This window comes from Pantoea sp. X-Soil-MYKO-1289, assembly GCF_059730625.1.
In genome coordinates this window covers 1,105,915-1,127,418 of the sequence record NZ_AP036004.1, presented here as the reverse complement: position 1 = coordinate 1,127,418, position 21,504 = coordinate 1,105,915, and the positions used below count along the sequence as shown (strand labels likewise).

Annotated in this window: 20 protein-coding genes; 10 read left to right on the top strand and 10 right to left on the bottom strand. The window is 62.3% G+C overall.

What is annotated here, in order from left to right; all coding sequences use genetic code 11:
* Positions 1-22: 22 nt before the first annotated feature.
* The 4 genes from AC6I7Z_RS05360 (at position 23) to AC6I7Z_RS05345 (ending at position 3,145) form a co-directional block, all read left to right on the top strand.
* A complete protein-coding gene (locus AC6I7Z_RS05360) occupies positions 23-796 on the top strand; it encodes an SDR family oxidoreductase (protein WP_497813411.1) in 774 nt (257 codons plus the stop codon).
* 68 nt (positions 797-864) lie between these two features.
* Positions 865-1,722 carry a tetratricopeptide repeat protein gene (locus AC6I7Z_RS05355; RefSeq protein WP_497813410.1) on the top strand — a complete coding sequence of 286 codons (858 nt, stop codon included), beginning with the start codon at positions 865-867 and terminating at the stop codon, positions 1,720-1,722.
* A 62-nt stretch (positions 1,723-1,784) separates the two neighbouring features.
* Positions 1,785-2,699 carry an SPFH domain-containing protein gene (locus AC6I7Z_RS05350; protein ID WP_033752642.1) on the top strand — a complete coding sequence of 305 codons (915 nt, stop codon included), beginning with the start codon at positions 1,785-1,787 and terminating at the stop codon, positions 2,697-2,699.
* Positions 2,699-3,145 (top strand): NfeD family protein, encoded by a 447-nt coding sequence (locus AC6I7Z_RS05345; protein WP_497813409.1) that lies wholly within the window; start codon positions 2,699-2,701, stop codon positions 3,143-3,145. The genes AC6I7Z_RS05350 and AC6I7Z_RS05345 overlap by 1 nt, the downstream gene beginning before the upstream one ends.
* Here AC6I7Z_RS05345 and cueR read toward each other — a convergent pair.
* Positions 3,142-3,552, bottom strand: a complete 411-nt coding sequence (gene cueR, locus AC6I7Z_RS05340) for a Cu(I)-responsive transcriptional regulator (RefSeq protein ID WP_048784537.1) — start codon at positions 3,550-3,552, stop codon at positions 3,142-3,144. The genes AC6I7Z_RS05345 and cueR overlap by 4 nt on opposite strands.
* A gap of 135 nt (positions 3,553-3,687) precedes the next feature.
* Between cueR and copA the strand changes: the two genes are divergently transcribed.
* The 3 genes from copA (at position 3,688) to ybaK (ending at position 7,723) form a co-directional block, all read left to right on the top strand.
* Complete coding sequence (copA, locus tag AC6I7Z_RS05335) at positions 3,688-6,201, top strand: copper-exporting P-type ATPase CopA (protein WP_497813408.1); 2,514 nt, start codon at positions 3,688-3,690, stop codon at positions 6,199-6,201.
* A gap of 68 nt (positions 6,202-6,269) precedes the next feature.
* Positions 6,270-7,070: a TraB/GumN family protein gene (locus tag AC6I7Z_RS05330; RefSeq protein ID WP_497813407.1), complete on the top strand. Its 801-nt coding sequence runs from the start codon at positions 6,270-6,272 to the stop codon at positions 7,068-7,070.
* Positions 7,071-7,243: 173 nt separating this feature from the next.
* On the top strand, positions 7,244-7,723 hold the full coding sequence (gene ybaK, locus AC6I7Z_RS05325; protein WP_497813406.1) for a Cys-tRNA(Pro)/Cys-tRNA(Cys) deacylase YbaK: 480 nt from the start codon (positions 7,244-7,246) through the stop codon (positions 7,721-7,723).
* Here ybaK and AC6I7Z_RS05320 read toward each other — a convergent pair.
* Positions 7,720-8,589 (bottom strand): LysR family transcriptional regulator, encoded by an 870-nt coding sequence (locus AC6I7Z_RS05320; protein ID WP_497813405.1) that lies wholly within the window; start codon positions 8,587-8,589, stop codon positions 7,720-7,722. The genes ybaK and AC6I7Z_RS05320 overlap by 4 nt on opposite strands.
* An 87-nt stretch (positions 8,590-8,676) precedes the next feature.
* Between AC6I7Z_RS05320 and AC6I7Z_RS05315 the strand changes: the two genes are divergently transcribed.
* Positions 8,677-9,111 carry a multidrug/biocide efflux PACE transporter gene (locus tag AC6I7Z_RS05315; protein WP_497815400.1) on the top strand — a complete coding sequence of 145 codons (435 nt, stop codon included), beginning with the start codon at positions 8,677-8,679 and terminating at the stop codon, positions 9,109-9,111.
* Between the two features lie 81 nt (positions 9,112-9,192).
* Here the strand turns inward: AC6I7Z_RS05315 and ushA are convergent, their stop codons facing one another.
* Positions 9,193-10,947: a bifunctional UDP-sugar hydrolase/5'-nucleotidase UshA gene (gene ushA, locus AC6I7Z_RS05310; RefSeq protein WP_497813404.1), complete on the bottom strand. Its 1,755-nt coding sequence runs from the start codon at positions 10,945-10,947 to the stop codon at positions 9,193-9,195.
* Between the two features lie 450 nt (positions 10,948-11,397).
* Here ushA and ybaL point away from each other — a divergent pair, with 450 nt between their 5' ends.
* On the top strand, positions 11,398-13,086 hold the full coding sequence (gene ybaL / locus AC6I7Z_RS05305) for a YbaL family putative K(+) efflux transporter (RefSeq protein WP_497813403.1): 1,689 nt from the start codon (positions 11,398-11,400) through the stop codon (positions 13,084-13,086).
* Between the two features lie 78 nt (positions 13,087-13,164).
* On the opposite strand, the gene AC6I7Z_RS05300 is transcribed toward ybaL, so the two are convergent.
* The 4 genes from AC6I7Z_RS05300 to AC6I7Z_RS05285 all read right to left on the bottom strand — a co-directional run bounded on the left by AC6I7Z_RS05300 (position 13,165) and on the right by AC6I7Z_RS05285 (position 17,227).
* Positions 13,165-14,466 (bottom strand): inosine/guanosine kinase, encoded by a 1,302-nt coding sequence (locus AC6I7Z_RS05300; RefSeq protein ID WP_497813402.1) that lies wholly within the window; start codon positions 14,464-14,466, stop codon positions 13,165-13,167.
* Between the two features lie 56 nt (positions 14,467-14,522).
* Positions 14,523-15,482, bottom strand: coding sequence for a ferrochelatase (gene hemH, locus AC6I7Z_RS05295; protein WP_497813401.1), 960 nt, complete (start codon positions 15,480-15,482; stop codon positions 14,523-14,525).
* A gap of 111 nt (positions 15,483-15,593) precedes the next feature.
* A complete protein-coding gene (gene adk / locus AC6I7Z_RS05290; protein ID WP_033788836.1) occupies positions 15,594-16,238 on the bottom strand; it encodes an adenylate kinase in 645 nt (214 codons plus the stop codon).
* Positions 16,239-16,381: 143 nt separating this feature from the next.
* A complete protein-coding gene (locus tag AC6I7Z_RS05285; protein ID WP_497813400.1) occupies positions 16,382-17,227 on the bottom strand; it encodes a DUF6024 family protein in 846 nt (281 codons plus the stop codon).
* Positions 17,228-17,399: 172 nt separating this feature from the next.
* On the opposite strand from AC6I7Z_RS05285, the gene AC6I7Z_RS05280 reads away from it, so the two are divergent.
* Positions 17,400-18,269, top strand: a complete 870-nt coding sequence (locus tag AC6I7Z_RS05280) for a LysR substrate-binding domain-containing protein (RefSeq protein WP_497813399.1) — start codon at positions 17,400-17,402, stop codon at positions 18,267-18,269.
* Positions 18,270-18,542: 273 nt separating this feature from the next.
* Here AC6I7Z_RS05280 and htpG read toward each other — a convergent pair whose 3' ends face one another.
* The 3 genes from htpG to AC6I7Z_RS05265 form a co-directional block, all read right to left on the bottom strand.
* Complete coding sequence (gene htpG / locus AC6I7Z_RS05275) at positions 18,543-20,417, bottom strand: molecular chaperone HtpG (protein WP_497813398.1); 1,875 nt, start codon at positions 20,415-20,417, stop codon at positions 18,543-18,545.
* Positions 20,418-20,515: 98 nt separating this feature from the next.
* The gene (recR, locus tag AC6I7Z_RS05270; protein WP_497813397.1) at positions 20,516-21,121 is read right to left on the bottom strand and encodes a recombination mediator RecR; all 606 of its coding nucleotides are present in this window, start codon (positions 21,119-21,121) and stop codon (positions 20,516-20,518) included.
* Positions 21,121-21,450, bottom strand: a complete 330-nt coding sequence (locus tag AC6I7Z_RS05265; RefSeq protein WP_033752664.1) for a YbaB/EbfC family nucleoid-associated protein — start codon at positions 21,448-21,450, stop codon at positions 21,121-21,123. The genes recR and AC6I7Z_RS05265 overlap by 1 nt, the downstream gene beginning before the upstream one ends.
* Between the last annotated feature and the right edge of the window lie 54 nt (positions 21,451-21,504).

The following is a 21,504-nucleotide window of genomic DNA, read 5'->3' as shown; positions in this document are numbered from 1 at the left end:
CGCGCTTTTTATGGGTAAAGATATGCAAAAAACCGTTGTAATTACCGGCTGTTCCAGCGGTATCGGCCTGGTGGCGGCGCAGCATCTGCTGGCGCGCGGCTACCGCGTGATCGCCGCCTGCCGCAAGCATGAGGATGTCGAGCGCATGCGCGCGCAGGGTTTTGACGCCGTCGCGCTCGATCTCGACGACGCGGCGAGCATCGATCGCGCCGCCGATGAAATTCTGGCGCTGACGGCGCATCGTCTGTTCGCGCTGTTCAACAACGGCGGCTTTGGCCTCTACGGCCCGCTGCGCACGCTGTCGCGTCAGCAGCTGGAGCAGCAGTTCTCCACCAACTTCTTCGGCGCTCATCAGCTGACGATGCGGCTGCTGCCCGCGCTGGAGGCGCACGGCGACGCGCGCATCGTCAACACCAGCTCCGTGCTCGGGCTGATCTCCACGTCGGGCCGCGGCGCCTACGCCGCCAGCAAATATGCGCTGGAGGCCTGGAGCGACGCGCTGCGCCTCGAGCTGCGCCGCAGCGGCGTGCGCGTCAGCCTGATCGAGCCGGGGCCGATTCACACCCGTTTTACCGACAACGTGACCCAGGGCGAGCCGGATCAGCCGGTGCGCAACCCCGGCATCGCCGCGCGCTTTACCCTGCCGCCGGAGGCGATCCTGCCGAAGCTGCGGCATGCGCTGGAGAGCCCGCGCCCGCGCCTGCGCTATCCGGTGACGCTGGTCGCACATGCGATGAGCATCCTGAAAAGAGTGCTGCCGGGCTGGATGCTGGATCGCATTTTAAGCAGCCGCTGAGAATTCATCTTGAAGCGGGCCTGTCCGGCCCCATATTCTTTAAACACTTTCTGCCAAGAGACTTAGTCATGTCACCACAAGCTTCGATTATCGACGTTAACGAATCCAACCTGCATCAGACGCTGGAACAGTCCATGCAGATCCCGGTGCTGTTCTATTTCTGGTCGGATCGCAGCCAACATTGCCAGCAGCTGACGCCGCTGCTGGAACGTCTGGCGCAGGAGTACGCCGGCCAGTTTATTCTGGCGAAGCTCGACTGCGACAAAGAGCAAATGGTGGCGTCGCAGTTCGGCCTGCGCTCGATCCCGACGGTCTATCTGTTCCAGAACGGTCAGCCGGTCGACGGCTTCCAGGGGCCGCAGCCGGAAGAGGCGGTTCGCGCGCTGCTGGAAAAAGTGCTGCCGCGCGAAGAGGAGCTGAAGGCGCAGCAGGCGCTGGCGCTAATGGAAGAAGGCAAACCGCTGGAGGCGCTGCCGCTGCTGAAAGAGGCCTGGCAGCTCAGCCGTCAGGCGAGCGAAATCGGCTTTTTGCTGGCGGAAGTCTTGATCGGCCTGAACCGCAGCGACGAAGCGGAAGAGGTGCTGGCGAAGGTGCCGATGCAGGATCAGGATACCCGCTATCAAAGCCTGATGGCGCAGATCGATCTGCTGAAGCAGGCGGCCGATACGCCGGAAATCCAGCAGCTGCAGGCGCAGCTGGAGAGCGAGCCCGCCAATGCCGAGCTGGCTGCTAAGCTCTCGTTACAGCTGCATCAGGTCGGCCGTAACGAAGAGGCGCTGGAGCTGCTGCTCGGCTTCCTGAAGCGCGATATGAACGCGGCGGACGGCCAGGTGCGCAAAATGCTGCAGGAGATCCTCGCGGCGCTCGGCACCGGCGACGCGCTCGCGGCCCGCTACCGTCGCCAGCTCTACTCGCTGCTCTACTAAGCCGGCGGCGCGACATCCGGGCCGAAGCGACTCGGCCCGTAAATTAACAATCGGGAGGTTATATGTTAACAGTCATTCCCGCGCTAATCGTGCTGGCGCTGGTTACGGTGTGGGCGGGCGTCAAGATCGTGCCGCAGGGCTATCAGTGGACCGTGGAGCGCTTCGGCCGCTACACCCGCACGCTGCAGCCCGGCCTGAGTCTGGTGGTGCCCTTTATGGATCGTATTGGCCGCAAGATCAATATGATGGAGCGGGTGCTGGATATTCCCTCGCAGGAAGTCATCTCCAAAGACAACGCCAACGTCACCATCGACGCCGTCTGTTTTATTCAGGCGGTTGATCCGGCGCGCGCCGCCTATGAGGTCAGCAACCTCGAACTGGCGATCATCAACCTCACCATGACCAACATCCGCACCGTGCTTGGCGGCATGGAGCTGGATGAGATGCTGTCGCAGCGCGATAACATCAACACCCGATTGCTGCACATCGTCGACGAGGCGACCAATCCCTGGGGCGTGAAAATCACCCGCATCGAAATCCGCGACGTGCGTCCGCCGCAGGAGCTGATCGCCGCCATGAACGCGCAGATGAAGGCGGAGCGCACCAAGCGCGCCGACATCCTTGCGGCGGAAGGCGTGCGCCAGGCGGCGATTCTGCGCGCCGAGGGCGACAAGCAGTCGCGCATTCTGAAGGCCGAAGGGGAACGCACCTCGGCGTTCCTGCAGGCGGAGGCGCGCGAACGTCAGGCGGAAGCGGAAGCGCGCGCCACCAAAATGGTCTCCGAAGCGATCGCGGCGGGCGACATTCAGGCGGTGAACTACTTCGTGGCGCAGAAATATACCGACGCGCTGCAGAAAATTGGCGAAGCCAGCAACAGCAAGGTGGTGATGATGCCGCTGGACGCCAGCAGCCTGCTCGGCTCGGTGGCGGGCATCAGCGAGCTGCTTAAAGGCGCCGCTTCAGAGTCGAAACGCTGATGTTAATGGAGATCATCGCCCATCCGCACTGGTTCTGGCTGACTCTCGGCGGGCTGCTGCTGGCGGCGGAGATGCTCGGCACCAGCGGCTATCTGCTGTGGAGCGGCATCGCGGCGGTGCTGGTGGGCATCGTGGAGTGGCTTGCGCCCTTCAGCTGGACGGCGCAGGGTTCGCTGTTCGCTCTGCTGACGCTGGTCTGCGTTTATCTCTGGTATCGCTGGATGCGCCACCGCGAACGCCATCAGCAGCCCAACGCCCTTAACCAGCGCGGCAACCAGCTGATCGGCACGCTCCTGACGCTGGATGCGCCGCTGGTCAACGGCATCGGCCACGTGCGGCTGGGCGACAGCAGCTGGCGCGTGCAGGCCGATCGGGATCTGCCCGCGGGCGCGCAGGTCGTCGTGACGGGCATCGAAGGCATTACGCTGCACATCAGGCCGCGTTAATCGGGCTGGCTATGGCCGCAGCATCCCGCCAGGTTATTGATAATCGGGCACTCTGCGCCTTCGTCGCCTGGACAGGCGTCAGCCAGCGCCAGCAGCCGCATGCGCATCGCCTGTAGCTCTTCGATATGGACGGCGATCTCCGCCGCTTTCTGCAGAGTGCGCGCTTTGACGTCGGCGCTGTGGCGCGCCGGATCGTTGAACAGCGTCACCAGCTCGCGGCACTCGTCGAGCGTAAAGCCTACCTGACGCGCCTGGCGCAGCAGATTAAGCTCATCGAGATGATGCGCGCTGTAGCGACGATAGCCGTTGTCGCTGCGCAACGGCGGCGTCACCACGCCCTTCTCCTCGTAGAAACGGATCGCCTTGCTGGTCAAGCCGGTTTTTTTCGCTACGTCGCTGATGTTCACCCTGCTCCTCCTTAAAAATCGTTCGCGGCCGGTCTCTGTAAAAATAGTTTGACCTTCCCCTTGATGGAAGGTTTAGCCTGTATCACGAGTGATAAAAAGCTCGCATTGTTAACGGCGACACAACAGGAGAACGCTATGTCTCACACTATCTCGCTGGCGCTGGAAGGCCTTTCCTGCGGCCACTGCGTCAAACGCGTTAAAGAAGCGCTTGAACAGCGCGACGATGTCGAACAGGCCAGCGTCACGCAGCAGGAAGCGCAGGTCGTCGGCAGCGCCGACGCCGCCGCGCTGATCGCAACGGTGGAAGCAGCCGGCTATCACGCCACGCTCAGCGGCGACAGCCACCCAAAGCCTGAGCCGTTGACAGCTTCAGAGCCGCCGCCGGAGGCGCTGACAACGGTGGCGGAAACCCAACCGGCACAGCAGCATGAAAGCGCGCAGTTCCTGCTTATCGAAGGCATGAGCTGCGCCAGCTGCGTCAGCCGGGTTGAGAAGGCGCTGGAAAACGTGCCTGGCGTGACTCAGGCGCGCGTCAACCTTGGCGAACGCAGCGCGCTGGTGATGGGCGACGCCTCTGCGCAACAGCTGGTCGAGGCGGTCGACGCGGCGGGCTACCACGCTCAGCCGGTGCAGGATGAACAGGAGCGGCGCGACAGGCAGCAGAGCAGCGCGCGCAAAGCGATGCGCCGCTTTAGCTGGCAGGCGGCGCTGGCGCTGGCGTTTGGCGCGCCCCTGATGATCTGGGGCATGCTCGGCGACAATATGATGCTCAGCGAGGCCAACCGTACGCTCTGGCTCGCTATCGGCGCCGTCACGCTGCTGATTATGGCGGTTGCTGGCGGCCACTTTTACCGCAGCGCATGGCGCAGCCTGCGCAACGGCAGCGCTACTATGGATACGCTGGTGGCGCTCGGCACCGCCGCCGCCTGGATCTACTCAATCAGCGTCGCCCTCTGGCCCGACTTTTTCCCCGCCCAGGCGCGGCATCTCTATTTCGAAGCCAGCGTGATGATTATCGGCCTGATTAATCTTGGCCACGCGCTGGAGCAGCGCGCGCGCCAGCGCTCCTCTAAAGCGCTTGAGCGGCTGCTCGATTTGACGCCCGCGCAGGCGCGCCTCGTCAGCGAGCAGGGCGAAACGCTGGTGCCGCTCAGCGCGGTGCAGCCGGGCATGACGCTGCGCCTGACCACGGGCGATCGCGTGCCGGTGGACGGCGACATTACCGAGGGCGAAGCCTGGCTGGACGAGGCGATGCTGACCGGCGAAGCGGTGCCGCAGGGTAAACGCGCCGGCGACAAGGTCTATGCCGGAACCCTGGTGCAGGATGGCGCGGTGCGCTTCGTGGCGCGCGCCACCGGCCAGCACACCGCGCTGTCGCGCATTATTCATCTGGTGCGTCAGGCGCAGAGCAGCAAACCGGACGTGGGTCGCCTTGCCGACCGCATCTCGGCGGTCTTCGTGCCGGTAGTGGTCGCCATCGCCCTGATTAGCGCCGCCATCTGGTATCTGGTCGGCCCGCAGCCGCAGATTGCCTACACGCTGGTCATCGCCACCACGGTGCTGATTATCGCCTGTCCCTGCGCGCTGGGTCTGGCGACGCCGATGTCGATTATCGCGGGGGTCGGGCGCGCCGCCGAACTGGGCGTGCTGGTGCGCGACGCCGACGCGCTGCAGCGCGCCAGCCGCGTCGATACGCTGGTCTTTGATAAAACCGGCACGCTGACGGCGGGCACGCCGCAGCTCGACGAGGTGCTGACGTGGCACGGCTGGTCGCGCGAGGCGGTGGTGCAGACCGCCGCCGCGCTGGAGCAAAACGCCAGCCATCCGCTGGCGCAGGCGATTAGCGCGGCGGCGGGCGCGGCGGCCACGGGCGAGCTTGCGCAATTTCGTACAATACGCGGCAAAGGCGTCAGCGGCATACTCGACGGCAAGCCGCTGCTGCTGGGCAATGCGGCGCTGATGCAGGATAACGCCGTCGCCCTGCAACAGGCGCAGCCGGATATCGAGCGGCTGTCGCGTCAGGGCGCGACGCCGGTGCTGCTGGCGCAGGACGGCGAGCTTGTCGGCCTGATTGCGCTGCGCGACCAGCTGCGTCCCGAGAGTAAAGCGGCGCTGGCGCGGCTGCGCCAGGCGGGTTACCGCCTGATGATGCTGACCGGCGATCGCGAAGAGACAGCGCGCGCCATTGCGCAGGAGGCGGGCATCGATGAGGTGATCGCCGGCGTGCTGCCGGAAGCGAAGGCGCAGACTATCGCCGCGCTGCAGCAGCAGGGACGCCGCGTCGCCATGGTCGGCGACGGCATCAACGACGCCCCGGCGCTGGCGCAGGCGGATGTCGGCATCGCCATGGGCGGCGGCAGCGACGTGGCGGTGGAGACCGCGCCCATCACCCTGATGCGCGCCGATCTTAACAGCGTCGCCGATGCGCTGGCGCTCTCCAGCGCGACGCTGCGTAATATTCGCCAGAATTTGCTCGGTGCCTTTATCTATAACAGCCTGGGCATTCCGCTGGCGGCGGGCGTGCTCTATCCGCTGACCGGCGCGCTGCTCAGTCCGGTAGTGGCGGGCGCGGCGATGGCGCTGTCGTCGATTACCGTGGTCGGCAACGCCAACCGGCTGCTGCGCTTTCGCCCGACGACGCGACAATAGCCGCTGATGCCCTGTTTTTCAGCGGCGGGAATCGCTAGCATGGCGTTTTGACTCAGTAAGGACGGGGCATGACAGGCAGCATATGGCGCAGTGTGCAGGAACTGGCAGGTCGACTTTTTCCCGCCAGCTATCGCTGGCCTGCCCAGGATATTCGGCTGGACGATCGCCTGCTGCATCTGGTCGGCAGCATTCATATGGGCACGCGCGATATGCAGCCGCTGCCTGCGCGTCTGCTGCGGCAGCTGGAGAAGGCGGATGCCTTGATTGTCGAGGCGGATATTACCCAGGGCGGCTCGCCGTTCGACGATATCGATCCGCGCGATGCGCTGGAGACGCGCCTGGCGCCGGACGAGCAGGCGCGGCTGGCGGCGCTGTGCGACGAACTGCATCTGTCGCTGACGATGTTCGACGCCCTGCCCGCCTGGCAAATCGCGCTGATGCTGCAGGCGCAGCAGGCGCAGCGGCTGGGTCTGCGTCCCGACTACGGCATCGACTTCCAGCTGCTGCAGGCGGCGAAAACGTTGAATAAGCCGGTCATTGAGCTGGAAGGCCCGGAGATGCAAATCGCGCTGCTGAAGTCCCTGCCGGATGACGGCATGGCGCTGCTGAAAGATACCCTGACGCACTGGCATACCAACGCGCGGCTGCTGCAGATGATGGTGAGCTGGTGGCTGGATACGCCGCCGCGCGAGCCGCGCATCGCTTTGCCCTCGACCTTCAGCACGGCGCTCAACGATACGCTGATCGCGCAGCGCAACGCGCAGTGGCGCGATCGGCTGCGAGCCTTGCCGGCCGGGCATTACGTGGTGGCGGTGGGCGCGCTGCATCTCTATGGCGACGAGAATCTGCCTGAGCTTTTACGGCGCTAGAAAAAAAAGCAGGCCGGTATTGCTATCGGCCCGTCAAAGAGGAATTTGTTTATGATTTTGGTTATCGCTCAGCCTTTCGGCTGGCGCAGAACCATTCTCACGCAAAGCACAAACTTTCGCCACCATTAATTTATTTAATTTAGGAATAAGATTCTTCCTATAAGGAGAAGTTTATGACGCCTGCCGTAAAACTGCTGGAAAAACAAAAGGTCGCCTTTACCCTTCATCCCTATGAGCATGACAGCCAGGAAAGCAGTTTTGGCGACGAGGCGGTGCGCAAACTTAATCTGGACGCGCGGCAGGTCTATAAAACGCTGCTGGTGGCGCTGAACGGCGACGCGAAACATCTGGCGGTAGCGGTCACGCCGGTCGCCAGCCAGCTCGATTTAAAAAAGGTGGCGAAAGCGTTAGGCGCGAAAAAAGCGGATATGGCCGATCCGCAGCTGGCGCAGCGCGTAACCGGCTATCTGGTCGGCGGCATCAGCCCGCTGGGTCAGAAAAAGCGGCTGCCGACGGTGATCGACCGCTCCGCCGCCGACTTCGCCACTATTTTCGTTTCCGGCGGCAAGCGCGGCCTGGATCTGGAGCTGGCGGCGCAGGATCTGGCGCGCCTGCTCGACGCGCCGCTGGCGGATATCGCGCGACGCGACTAGCTTCGCGGCTGGGCGCAAAGCTGGTCGATCATCCAGCGTCCCGCCGGCCCCGGCGGATTGCGGCGCGACCAGATCGCCTCTACCGCGATTTGCTGCGGCCAGCCCGGCAGCGCAAGCTCCTGCAGTAGCCCATGACCAAACTGCGTGACCAGCCAGCGCGGCAGCACGCTCCAGCCAAATCCCTGCTCCGCCATTTCCAGCAGCAGCAAATAGGTCGGCGCCGACCAGACGCGTCCCGGCGGCGCGATCGCGTGCGGCTCGACCCAGGTATTGAGCCGCAGCTGCCGCACCTGCTCCAGCGCGCTTTCCGTCAGGCCGACGTGCTGCGCCAGCGGATGATCGCGATGAATATAGATGGCCATTTCCGCCTTGACCTGCAGCCGTGCGACGGCGATATCGGGCGGCAGCGCAGGCTGGGCGCGCACCACGCCCAGATGTACCCGTCCCGCCTGCAGCAGATCCAGCACGTCTTCATCTTCGGCGATCATGCACTCCAGTTCGATCTCCGGAAAATGCGCGTCGAACTGTTTCAATAGCTGCTCATGGTGTTGAGTCTGCCAGAAGTCCGATACGGCGAAGCTGAGGCGCGGTTCCACTCCCTGCGCCAGACGGATAGCCAGCGCGTCGAGCCGCTCGCTGGCGGCCAGGATCTGCTGCACCTGCGCCAGCGCGCCCCTGCCCTGATCGGTCAGGATCGGCTGACGTCCGCTGCGATCGAACAGCTTAAAGCCGAGATCGTCCTCCAGCCCGGCGACCGCCGTGCTGATAGTTGACTGGCTTTTACCCAGCGCGCGCGCCGCGGCGGAAAAAGAGCCGCTGCTGACGGTCTGCACAAAAGCCTCTAAGGATTCCGGTGAGTAACGCATTTCATCCATCGCTTTTATCGATAGGTCATCATTTTATCTTATCACCCTGAGATGCCAGAATGCGCGCCTTACTGTTGGAGGTTGATGATGCGTACCCGTTCGCTGAAAGAACGTTTTTTACATGCGCTGGGGTTTGAAACTCTGGCGATCCTCACCGTTTCGCCGCTGGCTGCCTGGGCGATGGATAAGCCGCTGTTTGAGATGGGCGCGCTGGCGCTGATGCTCTCAACCGTCGCGATGCTGTGGAATATGATTTACAACGCCATTTTCGACCGTATCTGTCCGCCAGGCCGGGTGCATCGCGGCGTGCTGATCCGCGTCCTGCATGCGCTGCTTTTTGAAGGCGGCTTTATTTTGATCGGTTTGCCGATCGCCGCCTGGATGCTCGGCATTACGCTGTGGCAGGCGTTTCTGCTGGAGGTGGCCTTTTTCCTGTTTTTCCTGCCCTACACCATGGCGTACAACTGGGTGTGGGACAGGCTGCGTCCGCGCTGGTTTGGACGTAACGCCTGCGAGGCCTGACCTCTCAGACGGCCAGAATATCAACCAGCGGGAAGTATGGCCGGGACGCCAGGCGTCCCGCGGCAGGGATTTCGCCAGGGTTTACGGCGCGTTATGCGCCGTTTCCCGTCCCCATGGCCAGAGCCACGCCAGAATCATCTGCGGATAGCTGCGCTTGCGCGACTTTTCACGCGCCTTTTTCTCCGCTTCCGTGAGCCGGTGGATCGCATCCGTCGGCGCATAGTCGGTGGCTTTTAGCGGCGAATGGGCTTTGACATAGTCGCGCAGCACCTCGGCGTCGATATTTCCCGGATTCTGATAGCCCGGATGGGTATCGAGGCGCGGATAGCCGTCGCCGCCTGCGGCGTTAAAGCTGTTGGTCGCCATACGGTAGGTTTTCTTCTCCTGCAGCGGCTGGCCGTTTATCCGCACGTCGCTTACCGTGCTGCCGTCCGCCACCAGGCTGACATGCGCGAACTGCGCGAAGCCGCCCGTGTCAGGCTTGATGTTCGCCACCACGTCGAGATATTTTTTTACCTCGGCGCCGGTCAGCGTCACCGACACCACCTGATTGCCGAACGGCTGCACCTGCAGCAGATCGCGCCAGCTCAGCTTGCCCGCCGGCAGCGAGGCGCGAATGCCGCCGCCGCTCATCACCGCGAAGTCCGCCTGGGTTTTCGCCATCTGCGCGCGCAGAATCAGCTGCCCGAGATTAGTCTGGGTAAAACGCACCTGCTCGCGCTCGCCGTCAAAGGGTCCCGTCGCACTGCCGACGGCGACGTTGAGACGCGCTTCGGCCCGTTTTTGATAAGGCATCAGCAGCTTCATCATGGCGGTATTCTTCGGGATCTCCTGCTGATACGTCAGCCAGGTCTCGCTGCCGTCGGCGTTTTTGATCTGATGCTTCAGGTTGACCGGCACCAGCGCGTAGGACTCCAGCGCCACCTCGCCGTTGCGCCAGGTAAAATCGCCGCGCCCCACATATTCGCCCCACTGCCCCGCCTGCATAATCCAGACGCCGTTCTGCTTGTCCGGCTGGCAGGCCGCGCCTGGCTGATAAGCTTTTACCCGTTCGTTCTCTTTCGCCATGCAAAGCGTATCGTGCGAATGGCCGCCGACGATCATCGCGACGGTGCCGGGCGGCAGGCTGCGCGCCAGCGTCACGTCGCCAGGCGCGTTGCTGCCGTGCTCGCCGTTGTCGTCATAGCCGAGATGGCTCAGCACCACGATAACGTCCGGCTTCTCGCCTGCTCGCAGCTCCGCCACCGCTTTTTCCGTTTCGCTGACCGGGTCGCGGAACTCGATATCACGCAAATGCGCCGGATTCGCCAGCTTAGCGGTATCGGGCGTCGCCAGGCCCAGCACGGCGATCTTCAACCCCATACGATTGAAAATCGCCCAGGGCTTGAAGAGCCGCTGACCGGTGCTTTTCTGATAGAGATTGGCGGCGAGAAAGGGAAAACGCGCCCAGTTTTCCTGCTTGCGCAGCACCTCGATCGGATGATCGAACTCGTGATTGCCGAGCGCCATGGCGTCATAGCCGATCAGGTTCATGCCGCGAATATCAGGCTCCGCCTCCAGCGCGTCCGACTCCGGCACGCCGGTGTTGACGTCGCCCGCCGAGAGGATCAGCGCGCCGCCGCCTTTGGCCTGCACGTCGTAGCGCAGCGTATCCATTAAGGTCTTTTGCGCCGCCAGGCCATATTCGCCCTGCGCGCTGTACCAGAAATGACCGTGCTGGTCGTTGGTGTGGAGAATGCTAAAGCGGTAAGTGCGATCCGGCTCGGCGGCCTGAGAAAGCAGCGGGGTCAGCGCCAGCAGCGCAAGGCCGGTGGCGGCCCATCGTGATAACAGCAAAGCCTGTCTCCTTATTTTATGCAGTCCCGTTCCGGGTGGTGTCAGCATGCTGACCCACTGTGTCGCATATTCCACTGTTTAACTCAAGATGAAACACCGCTATCGCTGGCACTGAATCAGTTTTAACACGGATTCTCTAAAAAGAACCGACGCGTTAAAGCTGGCGCAAAACTGTGCCTGAGGTTAGCTGACGCTCTTCGGCATGCATTCCAGCGTGATAGTGGTCATCAGAGCGCCATTTTTCAGAAGGATATTGTTATTACGCGCCGCGCAATCTTGCTTCGCGACGGCGCAGATTGACGAAAACAGAGAAAAACAGCCGTTCGAATCCGCTTTCCTCTTATTTTCAAACTTTTTTCTTATTATCCCGCAAATAGCACAGCGAAAACTACCGCATTGCCTTAAACTTAATTGTTACAGGCAGATACATTTGCACACAAGGAGACAGGCATGCATCACACCACACCGCTGATCACCACCATTGTCGGGGGGCTGGTCCTGGCGTTTCTCCTTGGCATGCTCGCACAGCGGCTGCGCATCTCGCCGCTGGTCGGCTATTTGCTGGCGGGCGTGCTGGCCGGACCCTTTACGCCGGGCTTTGTCGCCGATACCAATCTTGCGCCGGAGCTGGCGGAGCTGGGCGTTATTCTGCTGATGTTCGGCGTCGGACTGCACTTTTCGCTGAAGGATTTAATGGCGGTAAAGAGTATCGCCATTCCCGGCGCGGTGGCGCAGATCGCCGTCGCTACGCTGCTGGGGATGGGCCTCTCCGCCTGGCTGGGCTGGTCGCTGATGACCGGCCTGGTGTTTGGTCTCTGTCTCTCCACCGCCAGCACCGTGGTGCTGCTGCGCGCGCTGGAAGAGCGTCAGCTGATTGACAGCCAGCGCGGCCAGATCGCTATCGGCTGGCTGATCGTCGAGGATCTGGTGATGGTGCTGACGCTGGTGCTGCTGCCCGCTATCGCCGGCATGCTGGAACAGGGCAACGCCAGCCCGCAGCTGCTGGCGTGGGATCTGCTGCTGACCATCGGCAAGGTCGCCGCCTTTATGGTGCTGATGATGGTGGTGGGACGCCGCGTGGTGCCCTGGATCCTGGCGAAAAGCGCCGCTACCGGCTCGCGCGAGCTGTTCACCCTGGCGGTGCTGGCGCTGGCGCTCGGCATCGCCTTCGGCGCAGTGGAATTTTTCGACGTCTCTTTTGCCCTCGGCGCCTTCTTCGCCGGAATGGTGCTGAACGAGTCAGAGCTGAGCCATCGCGCCGCCCACGATACGCTGCCGCTGCGCGACGCCTTCGCGGTGCTCTTTTTCGTCTCGGTAGGCATGCTGTTCGATCCGATGATCCTGGTGGAGCAGCCGCTGGCGGTGCTGGGCGCGCTGGTGATTGTGGTGCTGGGCAAATCTGCCGCCGCCTGGCTGCTGGTGACGCTGCTGGGCCATTCGCGCCGCACCGCGCTGACCATCTCCGTCAGCCTGGCGCAGATTGGCGAATTCGCCTTTATTCTGGCCGGCCTCGGCATCTCCCTCAACCTGCTCAGCAGCGAGGGGCGCAACCTGGTGCTGGCGGCGGCAATCCTCTCGATTATGCTCAACCCTATTCTGTTCAGCCTGCTGGAGCGTTTCCTGGCGAGGAGTGAAAGCCGCCAGGCGCAGACGCAGGAAGAGACGGTTGAGGAGGAGACGCAGATTCCGGTGGATATCTGTCACCACGCGGTTATCGTCGGCTATGGCCGGGTCGGCAGCCTGCTGGGCCAGAAGCTGCTAGAGGCGGACGTGCCTTTCGTCGTCGTGGAGAACTCGCGCGCGCGCGTCGAGGCGCTGCGCGAACAGGGCATTCGGGCGGTGCTGGGCAATGCGGTGCGCGCCGAGACCATGGAGCTGGCGCGGCTCGACTGCGCGCGCTGGCTGCTGCTGACCATTCCCAACGGCTTCGAGTCGGGCGAGATCGTCACCACCGCGCGCGAGAAGTTTAACGATATCGAGATTATCGCGCGCGCGCACTACGACGACGAGGTGGAATACATTATGGCGCGCGGCGCCACGCGCGTCGTGATGGGCGAGCGCGAGATCGCCAGCAGCATGCTGCATATGCTGGAGGCGGAGATCGCCGAGCGCCCTATCGTGCGCGAGTGCCCGATTTAAGCGCGGGCGCCGTTTTACCACGGCGCCCGCGCGGCAAGAAAGCAGGCTCCGGCAGGCGCCTGCTCGCTTCCCGCAGGCTTAACGATCCCAGTAGGACTCTTCCAGGCTATCTTCACGCTCCGGCAGGCCGCGCGTCAGGCGCGGCGAATGCTGGTTAAGCACCTGATAGCTGACGCGGTTGGCGTATTTGCACACCTGCGCCAGCGACGAATAGGTCAGGTATTCCCGCGCGTGCTTGCTGGAATTCGGCACTTTCTGCCGATGGTAGTTGTTCGCCGTAATGTCGTGCAGCAGCGCCGCCAGCGCGCCGTCGCCCGCGCCGTTGGTGTTCATGATCTTCTCCGGCCCGCCCATATAGGGCGCGATATGGGAGAAGATGCGCAGCGGCTGCTCGCACTCCTGCTGACGCATGGCGCGGCTGAACTCATACTGGTTGAACTCCGCGATTGCGCCAGGCAGCAGCGGATGATTGGTTTTGCGCTTGAACGCCTCCTCGGTGTAGCCCGCCATATAGAGGCCGGTCGGGCCGGCGGTGCAGAGCACCAGGTCCACCCACTCCAGCGCCATATCGGCCGCGCGCAGCGGATCCGATTCCCCGGTCAGCGCCAGCGCTTCCTCTTCGTTCATCGCCACAATGGTGACGTGGTCGCGCAGGAAGTCGCGCCAGAACTGCGGGTTGTCGCCGATAACATATTTCGTGCCCAGCGTCAGCACCACCGGCACGTTGTGGCGTTTCGCGTATTCGATCGCCTGCAGCGTGGCCTGCGGCATCGGCTCGCCCTCGCCGCAGCGCACCAGGTAAGAGGTGAGCACCAGCGCCGACGCGCCGGCGATGACCGCTTCGGGAATGCTTTCGGCGCGCAGCTGATTCATCTGCCCCGGACTGATGGCGAAGGTCCGTTCGCCCTGCTCGTCGATCAGGGTAAAACAGCGGCCAATGGCGCCGTCGACGCCCTGTAAATAGTTGAGATCGACCCGGCTGGAGGTGTTGCAGAGGTAGCGATAGGCGTAACCGCCGATCTGAATATTGCTGCACATCACACCGAGCAGCACCGATCGGTCATCGGCCAGCACCGAGTAGTTGTGCAGCGTATTGCCGATGGTGCCGCCGGCGAACTGGTGGCTAATCAGGTTGTCGCGCAGCAGCTCGTGGTAGAGCGCTTCGGCGACGTCGTCGGCGATGACCAGGGAGTGGCCGGCGCTCAGGCCGTAGCGAACCAGAAAGGCGTCATCAACTTTGGCTTCGATATCCACCAGCGTCTGATCGATTCCCACGACCCAGCTGCCCTCTTCCACCTCCTGCGAGGCGGCGTGCAGCAAGGGATCGCGAGCGCTAACGGGAAAATAGTGTTTGGATTTGCGTTTGCCGGGAAATTTCATGATGGGCGCCGTCAGAAAAACAGGCGGAGGATGATAGCACATTCTCCGCCACGGCTTTAACGACGCGCGTTGACCAGCTGCACCATCATCTCAATGTGGGCTGCGTCGGCGTTAAGCGCCGGGATATATTCGAACTTTTCGCCGCCGCCGTGCAGGAAGAACTCGCGGTTCTGCTCGTTGATCTCCTCCAGCGTTTCCAGGCAGTCAGAGGCGAAGCCCGGGCTCATCACCTGCACATGCTTAATGCCCTTCTTCGCCAGACCCTGCATGGTTTCGTCAGTGTAGGGCTGCAGCCAGGGTTCGCGGCCAAAGCGCGACTGGAAGGTCATCATAATTTGATCGTCACGCAGGCCCAGCGCCTGCTGCAGCAGCGCCGTGGTATCGGCGCAGCGCAGCGGGTAATCGTCGCCCTCTCTGGCGAAGCGCTGCGGGATGCCGTGATAGGAGAGCACCAGCAGATCCGGCTGGCCGTGAGCCGCGAAAGAGCGCTCGACTGACGCTTTCAGCGCGGCGATATAGGCCGGATGTTCGGCGTAGTCGCGAATAAAGTTGATATCCGGCAGGGTGCGCGCGGTTTTAAAGGCGCTATAGAGACCATCCCAGACCGCCGCCACCGTGGAGCAGGAGAATTGCGGGTAAAGCGGCAGCACGATCAGGCGCGTGACGCCCTGCGCCATCAGGCTGTCCACCGCGCTCTGCAGGCTGGGGTTGCCGTAGCTCATGCCCAGCTCGACCGGCATATCAACGCGCGCCGCCAGCGCCTCGCGCTGCTGCTTGCTATAGACCATCAGCGGCGAGCCCCCCTCCATCCAGACAGAGGCGTAGAGCTTCGACACGCGCGGCGAGCGAAACGGCAGAATAACGCCATTGAGGATCGGCCACCAGAGCCAGCGCGGCGTATCGACGACGCGGGGATCGCTGAGAAACTGTTTCAGATAGCGCTTTACAGCGGCGGTTGTGGGGGCGTCTGGCGTACCGAGATTAACCAGTAACACGCCGGGCTTGTCTTGCCTCATTGTTATTCCTTGATAGCGGAGATGCGTGAAAACAGGAGGAATTGTAGCGGAAAGCGGGAGAGGGAAAAGCAATTACTGCAAAAGGGGCTGGCGCTGCCAGCCCCAACGGCGTTAGCCGAGAATGCGCGCCAGCTGCTTGCTGACCTCAGCGACCGGCTGGGTGCCGTCGATTTTGTGGTAAGCGGTGTTGCCCGCTTCCGCTTCTTTGCTGTAGTAGGCGATCAGCGGCGCGGTCAGCTGATGGTATTCCACCAGGCGCTTGCGCACGGTCTCTTCCTGATCGTCTTTACGCGTGGTCAGCTCTTCGCCGGTGACGTCGTCCTGACCTTCCACCTTCGGCGGATTGTATTTGACGTGATAAACGCGGCCCGACGGCGCATGCACGCGGCGGCCGACGATGCGATCGACGATCAGCTCGTCCGGCACCGCAAACTCCAGCACGCAGTCAATTTTGATGCCCGCTTCTTTCATCGCGTCCGCCTGCGGGATGGTGCGTGGGAAACCGTCCAGCAGAAAACCGTTTTTGCAGTCTTCCTGCGCGATACGCTCTTTTACCAGCGCGATAACCAGCTCGTCAGTGACCAGTTTACCGGCGTCCATGATGGCTTTCGCCTGGTTGCCGAGCTCGGTGCCGGCTTTAACCGCCGCACGCAACATATCGCCCGTGGAGATTTGCGGAATGCCGTATTTCTCCATGATGAACTGAGCCTGAGTGCCCTTACCTGCGCCCGGAGCACCGAGCAGAATAATACGCATTGCGTAAATCCCCTTGCGAATCGCATTGATCAATCTAGAAGGCGAAGACCATACCATTATGACCCGCTCACCACAAGAAAGGCGCGGCTTCCTTGCGGGCGACGGCAGCCGGTTTCTCCATAAACGGCGGCGGGCTGGCGCGGCTACTCGCTTTTTTCAGATTCGCCGCCGGGATTGAACAGCGCCTGAACGCGCCTGAGGATGTGCGGCGTCAGGTTGGTCTGTTTGCGCGCGCCGCCGCGCTGGCTGGCGCGCACCAGCAGATAGCCCTGCTGCGGCCACAGCTCCAGATCGCTGGCGGGACTCAGCGCGGCCAGCAGCCGCGGCGGCAGCGAAAAGCTGGCGAACGGCATGCCCGGCGTATGGCTGGAGATGAGCGACTGCGGCGCGTTAAGGCCGATCGCTTCGACGCTCGCCTGGTTGTAAGGACGCCAGCCCTGCTCGCGCAGACGGCCCAGCGCGGCCAGCACCGGCGCGGCCAGCGGCAGACCCTGCTCGAACAGGCGCAGCTCGCTGCGCACCAGGGTGCTGAAGTCGGCGGTGCGCAGCGCCACCAGCACCAGACCGCCCGGCAGATCGGCATGGCGGTCGAGACGCGCCACGAAGAGGCCAGCGTGCGCGAGCACCTCTTCATGCAGCACGCTGGCGAAGCTTTCGCTGGCGTCGACCACGCCCTGCTGCATGGCCGCCTGCAGCGGCCGCACGCGGCCCTGCGGCATCGCTACGTGGGCGACGAAATTGATATTCCCCGCCATCAGCGGCACGGCAGGCAAGACGTTCAGCTCCGTCACGGGATAGTGGTTAGCGTAGCGCGTCTGATTGCGCGCCTGCTCCTGACGCAGGAACAGCTGGGAAAGCAGGATGCGCGCCACATGCAGCGAAGGGGCGAAGAACAGATCATACTGCTCCAGCCGGTAATGCCGTGACAACAGAGTGCGTAACCGGTCTCGCGCCTCGGAAGGACGATCGGCCCAGGGATGAAATGCCATCGCGTCGTGGTTCTCTTTTATCGGTCAGTTGATGGCGGCAACAGCAGACCAGGCATAGCTTTGCCTGGCAGTCAACCCGCTATAATCAGCGGGCCAGGTTAGCGGAATGCGGCTGGACTTTAAAATGATATAAACTGACAATCCCTGTTAGGTTTTTACACAGGGGATGAGTATGACCCGGCTACCTCCGCTAAGGGCGCTGCACCATTTTCACCAGGCGGCGCTGCATAGCAGCTTTAGCGTGGCGGCCGAGCACCTGCACGTCACGCACAGCGCCGTAAGCCATCAGATTCGTCAGCTGGAGAACTGGATGGGCAAGCCGCTTTTCGTGCGCACCAACGGGCGCGTGAAGTTAACCTCGCACGGCGAGCGCCTGCTGCTCAGCTGTCAAAAAGCCTTTAGCGAACTCTCCACCACCTGCGCCAGTATTCGCACCGGCATGCGCCATCATCTCAGCCTCTCCTGCGCGCCGAGCTTTTTGTCGCAGTGGCTGATCCCGCGCATCAGCACCTTTTATCAGCGCTATCCCGATATCGAGATCCACTTTCAGGGGCTGATGGAGCTAAGCCAGCTGCGCAGCGAGCATATTGACGTGCTGATCCTCAGCTATGAGCAGCCGCCCGAAGGGGATATCGACGCGACGCTGATCGGCGACGACTATCTTGGGCCGCTCTGCGCGCCGCTGTTCGCCTCGCGCTTCCGCTGCGCGCAGGATCTCGCTGCGCTTCCCCTGCTGCACGTCGATACGCGCCTGCACGCCTGGGCGGAGTGGTCGAAAAACGCCGAGGTGCGCGGCAATTTCTGGTCGGGCAAGCATTTTGACAATCTGACGCTCGGCATTCAGGCGGCGAAAAACGGACTGGGCGTGATTGTGGCGCCGCGGCTGCTGGTGCGCAAAGAGCTTGAAGAGGGCACGCTGATCGCCCCGCTCGGCTTTGTGCGCGCCGATCGCGCGACCTGGATGATGACCAAGGAGTCGCGGCGCAACGACGGGGAGATTACGCTGTTTCGCGACTGGCTGCGCGAGGCGGCGCAGCAGTAAGTCTAAAGGCCGGTACCTGACAAATACTAACAAGCGGGCACTCAACTCAAGGAGTGGGTGGCATGGCCCGAGGAGCAAAGCGTCCCGCGACAGGGATGTCGCGGGCCGAGCTGGCATGGATGCCGCTTTTTGCGTCTTTGCGATCGGGCCATGGCACCCGCGACCACACTGTTGTAAAAAAAGCCGATGCATATGCACCGGCCTTCATGTCTGTAGTTGAGATCTGCGCTTTAGCAAACGCGCCGTCTGGAATAATCAGACATTGAGCGTTACTTAAGCCGTCAGCAGCTGATTCATACGACGGATAAACTGGTTAGGATCGTCCAGCGTGCCGCGTTCGGCCAGCAGCGCCTGATCCAGCAGCAGCTCGACCCACTCGCCGAAGCGCGCGTCATCCTGGGTATCCGCCACGCGTTTCACCAGCTGGTGGTCCGGATTGATCTCGAAGATATACTTCACTTCCGGCACCGCCTGGCCCGCCGCGGCGAACAGTTTCGCCATCTGGGTGCTCATCTCGTTGGCGTCGGTGGTGACGATAGCAGGCGTATCGGTCAGACGATGCGTCAGACGCACCTCTTTCACGCGGTCGCCCAGCAGCGTTTTCACGCGATCCACAAACGGCTCCAGCGCCTTCTCCGCCTCTTTCTGCTCTTCGCTCTCTTCATCCGCCAGCTTGCTCAGCGACTCATCCGCCTTGCTGACCGACTGGAACGCCTTGCCGTCGAACTCGGTAAGGTAGCTCATCATCCATTCGTCGATGCGGTCGGAGAGCAGCAGCACCTCGATGCCTTTCTTGCGGAACAGCTCCAGATGCGGGCTGCTCTTCGCGGCGGCGTAGCTGTCGGCGGTGATGTAGTAGATCTTATCCTGACCTTCCACCATACGGCTGACGTACTCCTCCAGCGACACATTCTGCTCGGCGCTGTCGTTGTGCGTCGAGGCGAAGCGCAGCAGCTTCGCGATCGCTTCCTGATTGGCGCTGTCTTCCGCCGGGCCCTCTTTCAGCACCAGACCGAACTCTTTCCAGAATGTCTGGTACTTCCCGGCGTCGTCTTTGGCCAGCTTCTCCAGCATCTGCAGCGTGCGCTTCGTCAGCGCGCCGCGCAGGGTCTGGGTCACGCGGCTGTCCTGCAGGATCTCGCGCGACACGTTCAGCGGCAGATCGCTGGAGTCGATCAGGCCGCGCACGAAGCGCAGGTAGTTCGGCATAAACTGCTCGGCGTCATCCATAATAAAGACGCGCTGCACATAGAGCTTCAGGCCGTGCTTGTGATCGCGGTTCCACATATCGAACGGCGCGCGCGACGGGATATAGAGCAGGCTGGTGTACTCCTGCTTGCCCTCGACGCGGTTATGGCTCCAGATGGCGGGATCGCTAAAATCGTGCGCGATATGCTTATAGAACTCGTTGTACTCTTCGTCGCTGATGTCAGACTTATTGCGCGTCCACAGCGCCTGGGCTTTGTTGATCTTCTCCCAGGTGGTGGTGTCGTTCTCTTCGTCTTTGCTTTCAATCTCTACCGGCAGCGCGATGTGATCGGAATATTTGCCGATAATGCTGCGCACGCGCCAGGCGTCGAGGAACTCATCTTCGCCTTCGCGCAGATGCAGCGTAATCTCGGTGCCGCGATCGGCTTTGGTGATATCGGCGATGGTATACTCGCCTTCGCCCGCCGATTCCCAGAACACGCCCTCGTCGGCGGCCGCGCCGGCCGCACGGGTGCGCACCGACACTTTGTCCGCCACGATGAACGCCGAGTAGAAGCCGACGCCGAACTGGCCGATCAGCTGGCTGTCTTTCGCCTGGTCCGAGCCCAGCGATTCAAGGAAGGATTTGGTGCCAGATTTGGCGATGGTGCCCAGGTTCTCAATCACCTCGTCGCGACGCATGCCGATACCGTTGTCCGACAGCGTCAGGGTGCGTTTGTCCTTATCCACAGAGAGACGCACGCGCAGCTCGCCGTCGCCTTCATAGAGGCTGGCGTCCGACAGCGCGCGGAATCGCAGCTTGTCGGCGGCGTCCGAGGCGTTGGAAATCAGCTCGCGCAGGAAAATCTCTTTGTTTGAATAGAGGGAATGGATCATCAGGTGCAGAAGCTGTTTTACCTCTGACTGAAAGCCACGCGTCTCTTGTCCTTTCATGGTCATTGTTACCTCAACAGAATCAGGTTGAACGAACGTTGAGGTTGATGTGGGGATGGTGCGGAAAAATTCAAGCCGACGTCGTTAACGACGTCGGCAAGCGTTCAGAAAGTAATCTTGTGGCGTCCCGCCAGCGAGTGGGAAAGCGTGGTGCCGTCCACCATCTCCAGCTCGCCGCCAACCGGCACGCCGTGAGCGATGCGGCTCGCCTCGACGCCGTACTGGCCGCAAAGCTCGGCGATATAGTTGGCGGTCGCTTCGCCCTCAACCGTGGGGTTGGTGGCGAGGATCACCTCTTTCAGGGGCTCGTTCTCCAGCCGCTGCTCAAGGCGATCCAGCCCGATATCCTGCGGGCCGATGCCGTCCAGCGGGGAAAGATGGCCCATCAGCACAAAGTAGCGCCCGGCGAACTGGCCGGTCTGCTCGATGGCGTGAATATCCGCCGGGCTCTCCACCACGCAAATGAGCCCATTCTGCTGACGCCGAGGATTGGCGCAGATGGTGCAAATTTCCTGCTCGGTGAAGGTGCGACAGTCGGCGCAGTGGCCGATTTCGGACATGGCGCGCGTTAACGCCTGCGCCAGCCGCATGCCACCGCTGCGATCGCGCTGCAGCAGCTGAAACGCCATGCGCTGCGCCGATTTCGGCCCAACGCCGGGCAGGCAGCGCAGCGCCTCCATCAGAGATTCAAGCAGTGGACTGGTTTGCATCAGAACGGCATCTTGAAGCCGGGCGGCAGCTGCATGCCCGAGGAAACAGAGGCCATTTTCTCTTTCTGCGTTTCGTCGATGCGGCGAGCGGCATCGTTAAATGCGGCGGCGACCAGATCTTCCAGCATATCTTTGTCATCTTCCAGCAGGCTGGGATCGATCTCCACGCGGCGGCAGTTGTGCGCGCCGTTAATGGTGACTTTCACCAGGCCCGCGCCCGACTCGCCGGTCACTTCCAGCGCGGCGATCTCTTCCTGAACTTTGGCCATTTTGTCTTGCATCTGCTGGGCCTGCTTCATCAGGTTGCCCAGTCCGCCTTTACCAAACATAGTTTTCTCTCTCAGCTAAGGCCGCATCGCTATCCATAAGACAGCGGCAGCGTG

Coding starts and splice junctions, on each gene's coding strand:
- AC6I7Z_RS05330 (WP_497813407.1), top strand. CDS start 6,270: ATGACAGGCAGCATATGGCGCAGTGTGCAGGAACTGGCAGGTCGACTT.
- AC6I7Z_RS05350 (WP_033752642.1), top strand. CDS start 1,785: ATGTTAACAGTCATTCCCGCGCTAATCGTGCTGGCGCTGGTTACGGTG.
- AC6I7Z_RS05320 (WP_497813405.1), bottom strand. CDS start 8,589: ATGCGTTACTCACCGGAATCCTTAGAGGCTTTTGTGCAGACCGTCAGC.
- AC6I7Z_RS05315 (WP_497815400.1), top strand. CDS start 8,677: ATGCGTACCCGTTCGCTGAAAGAACGTTTTTTACATGCGCTGGGGTTT.
- recR (WP_497813397.1), bottom strand. CDS start 21,121: ATGCAAACCAGTCCACTGCTTGAATCTCTGATGGAGGCGCTGCGCTGC.
- copA (WP_497813408.1), top strand. CDS start 3,688: ATGTCTCACACTATCTCGCTGGCGCTGGAAGGCCTTTCCTGCGGCCAC.
- adk (WP_033788836.1), bottom strand. CDS start 16,238: ATGCGTATTATTCTGCTCGGTGCTCCGGGCGCAGGTAAGGGCACTCAG.
- AC6I7Z_RS05265 (WP_033752664.1), bottom strand. CDS start 21,450: ATGTTTGGTAAAGGCGGACTGGGCAACCTGATGAAGCAGGCCCAGCAG.
- ybaK (WP_497813406.1), top strand. CDS start 7,244: ATGACGCCTGCCGTAAAACTGCTGGAAAAACAAAAGGTCGCCTTTACC.
- AC6I7Z_RS05285 (WP_497813400.1), bottom strand. CDS start 17,227: ATGGCATTTCATCCCTGGGCCGATCGTCCTTCCGAGGCGCGAGACCGG.
- AC6I7Z_RS05300 (WP_497813402.1), bottom strand. CDS start 14,466: ATGAAATTTCCCGGCAAACGCAAATCCAAACACTATTTTCCCGTTAGC.
- AC6I7Z_RS05280 (WP_497813399.1), top strand. CDS start 17,400: ATGACCCGGCTACCTCCGCTAAGGGCGCTGCACCATTTTCACCAGGCG.
- htpG (WP_497813398.1), bottom strand. CDS start 20,417: ATGACCATGAAAGGACAAGAGACGCGTGGCTTTCAGTCAGAGGTAAAA.
- ybaL (WP_497813403.1), top strand. CDS start 11,398: ATGCATCACACCACACCGCTGATCACCACCATTGTCGGGGGGCTGGTC.
- AC6I7Z_RS05360 (WP_497813411.1), top strand. CDS start 23: ATGCAAAAAACCGTTGTAATTACCGGCTGTTCCAGCGGTATCGGCCTG.
- AC6I7Z_RS05345 (WP_497813409.1), top strand. CDS start 2,699: ATGTTAATGGAGATCATCGCCCATCCGCACTGGTTCTGGCTGACTCTC.
- AC6I7Z_RS05355 (WP_497813410.1), top strand. CDS start 865: ATGTCACCACAAGCTTCGATTATCGACGTTAACGAATCCAACCTGCAT.
- hemH (WP_497813401.1), bottom strand. CDS start 15,482: ATGAGGCAAGACAAGCCCGGCGTGTTACTGGTTAATCTCGGTACGCCA.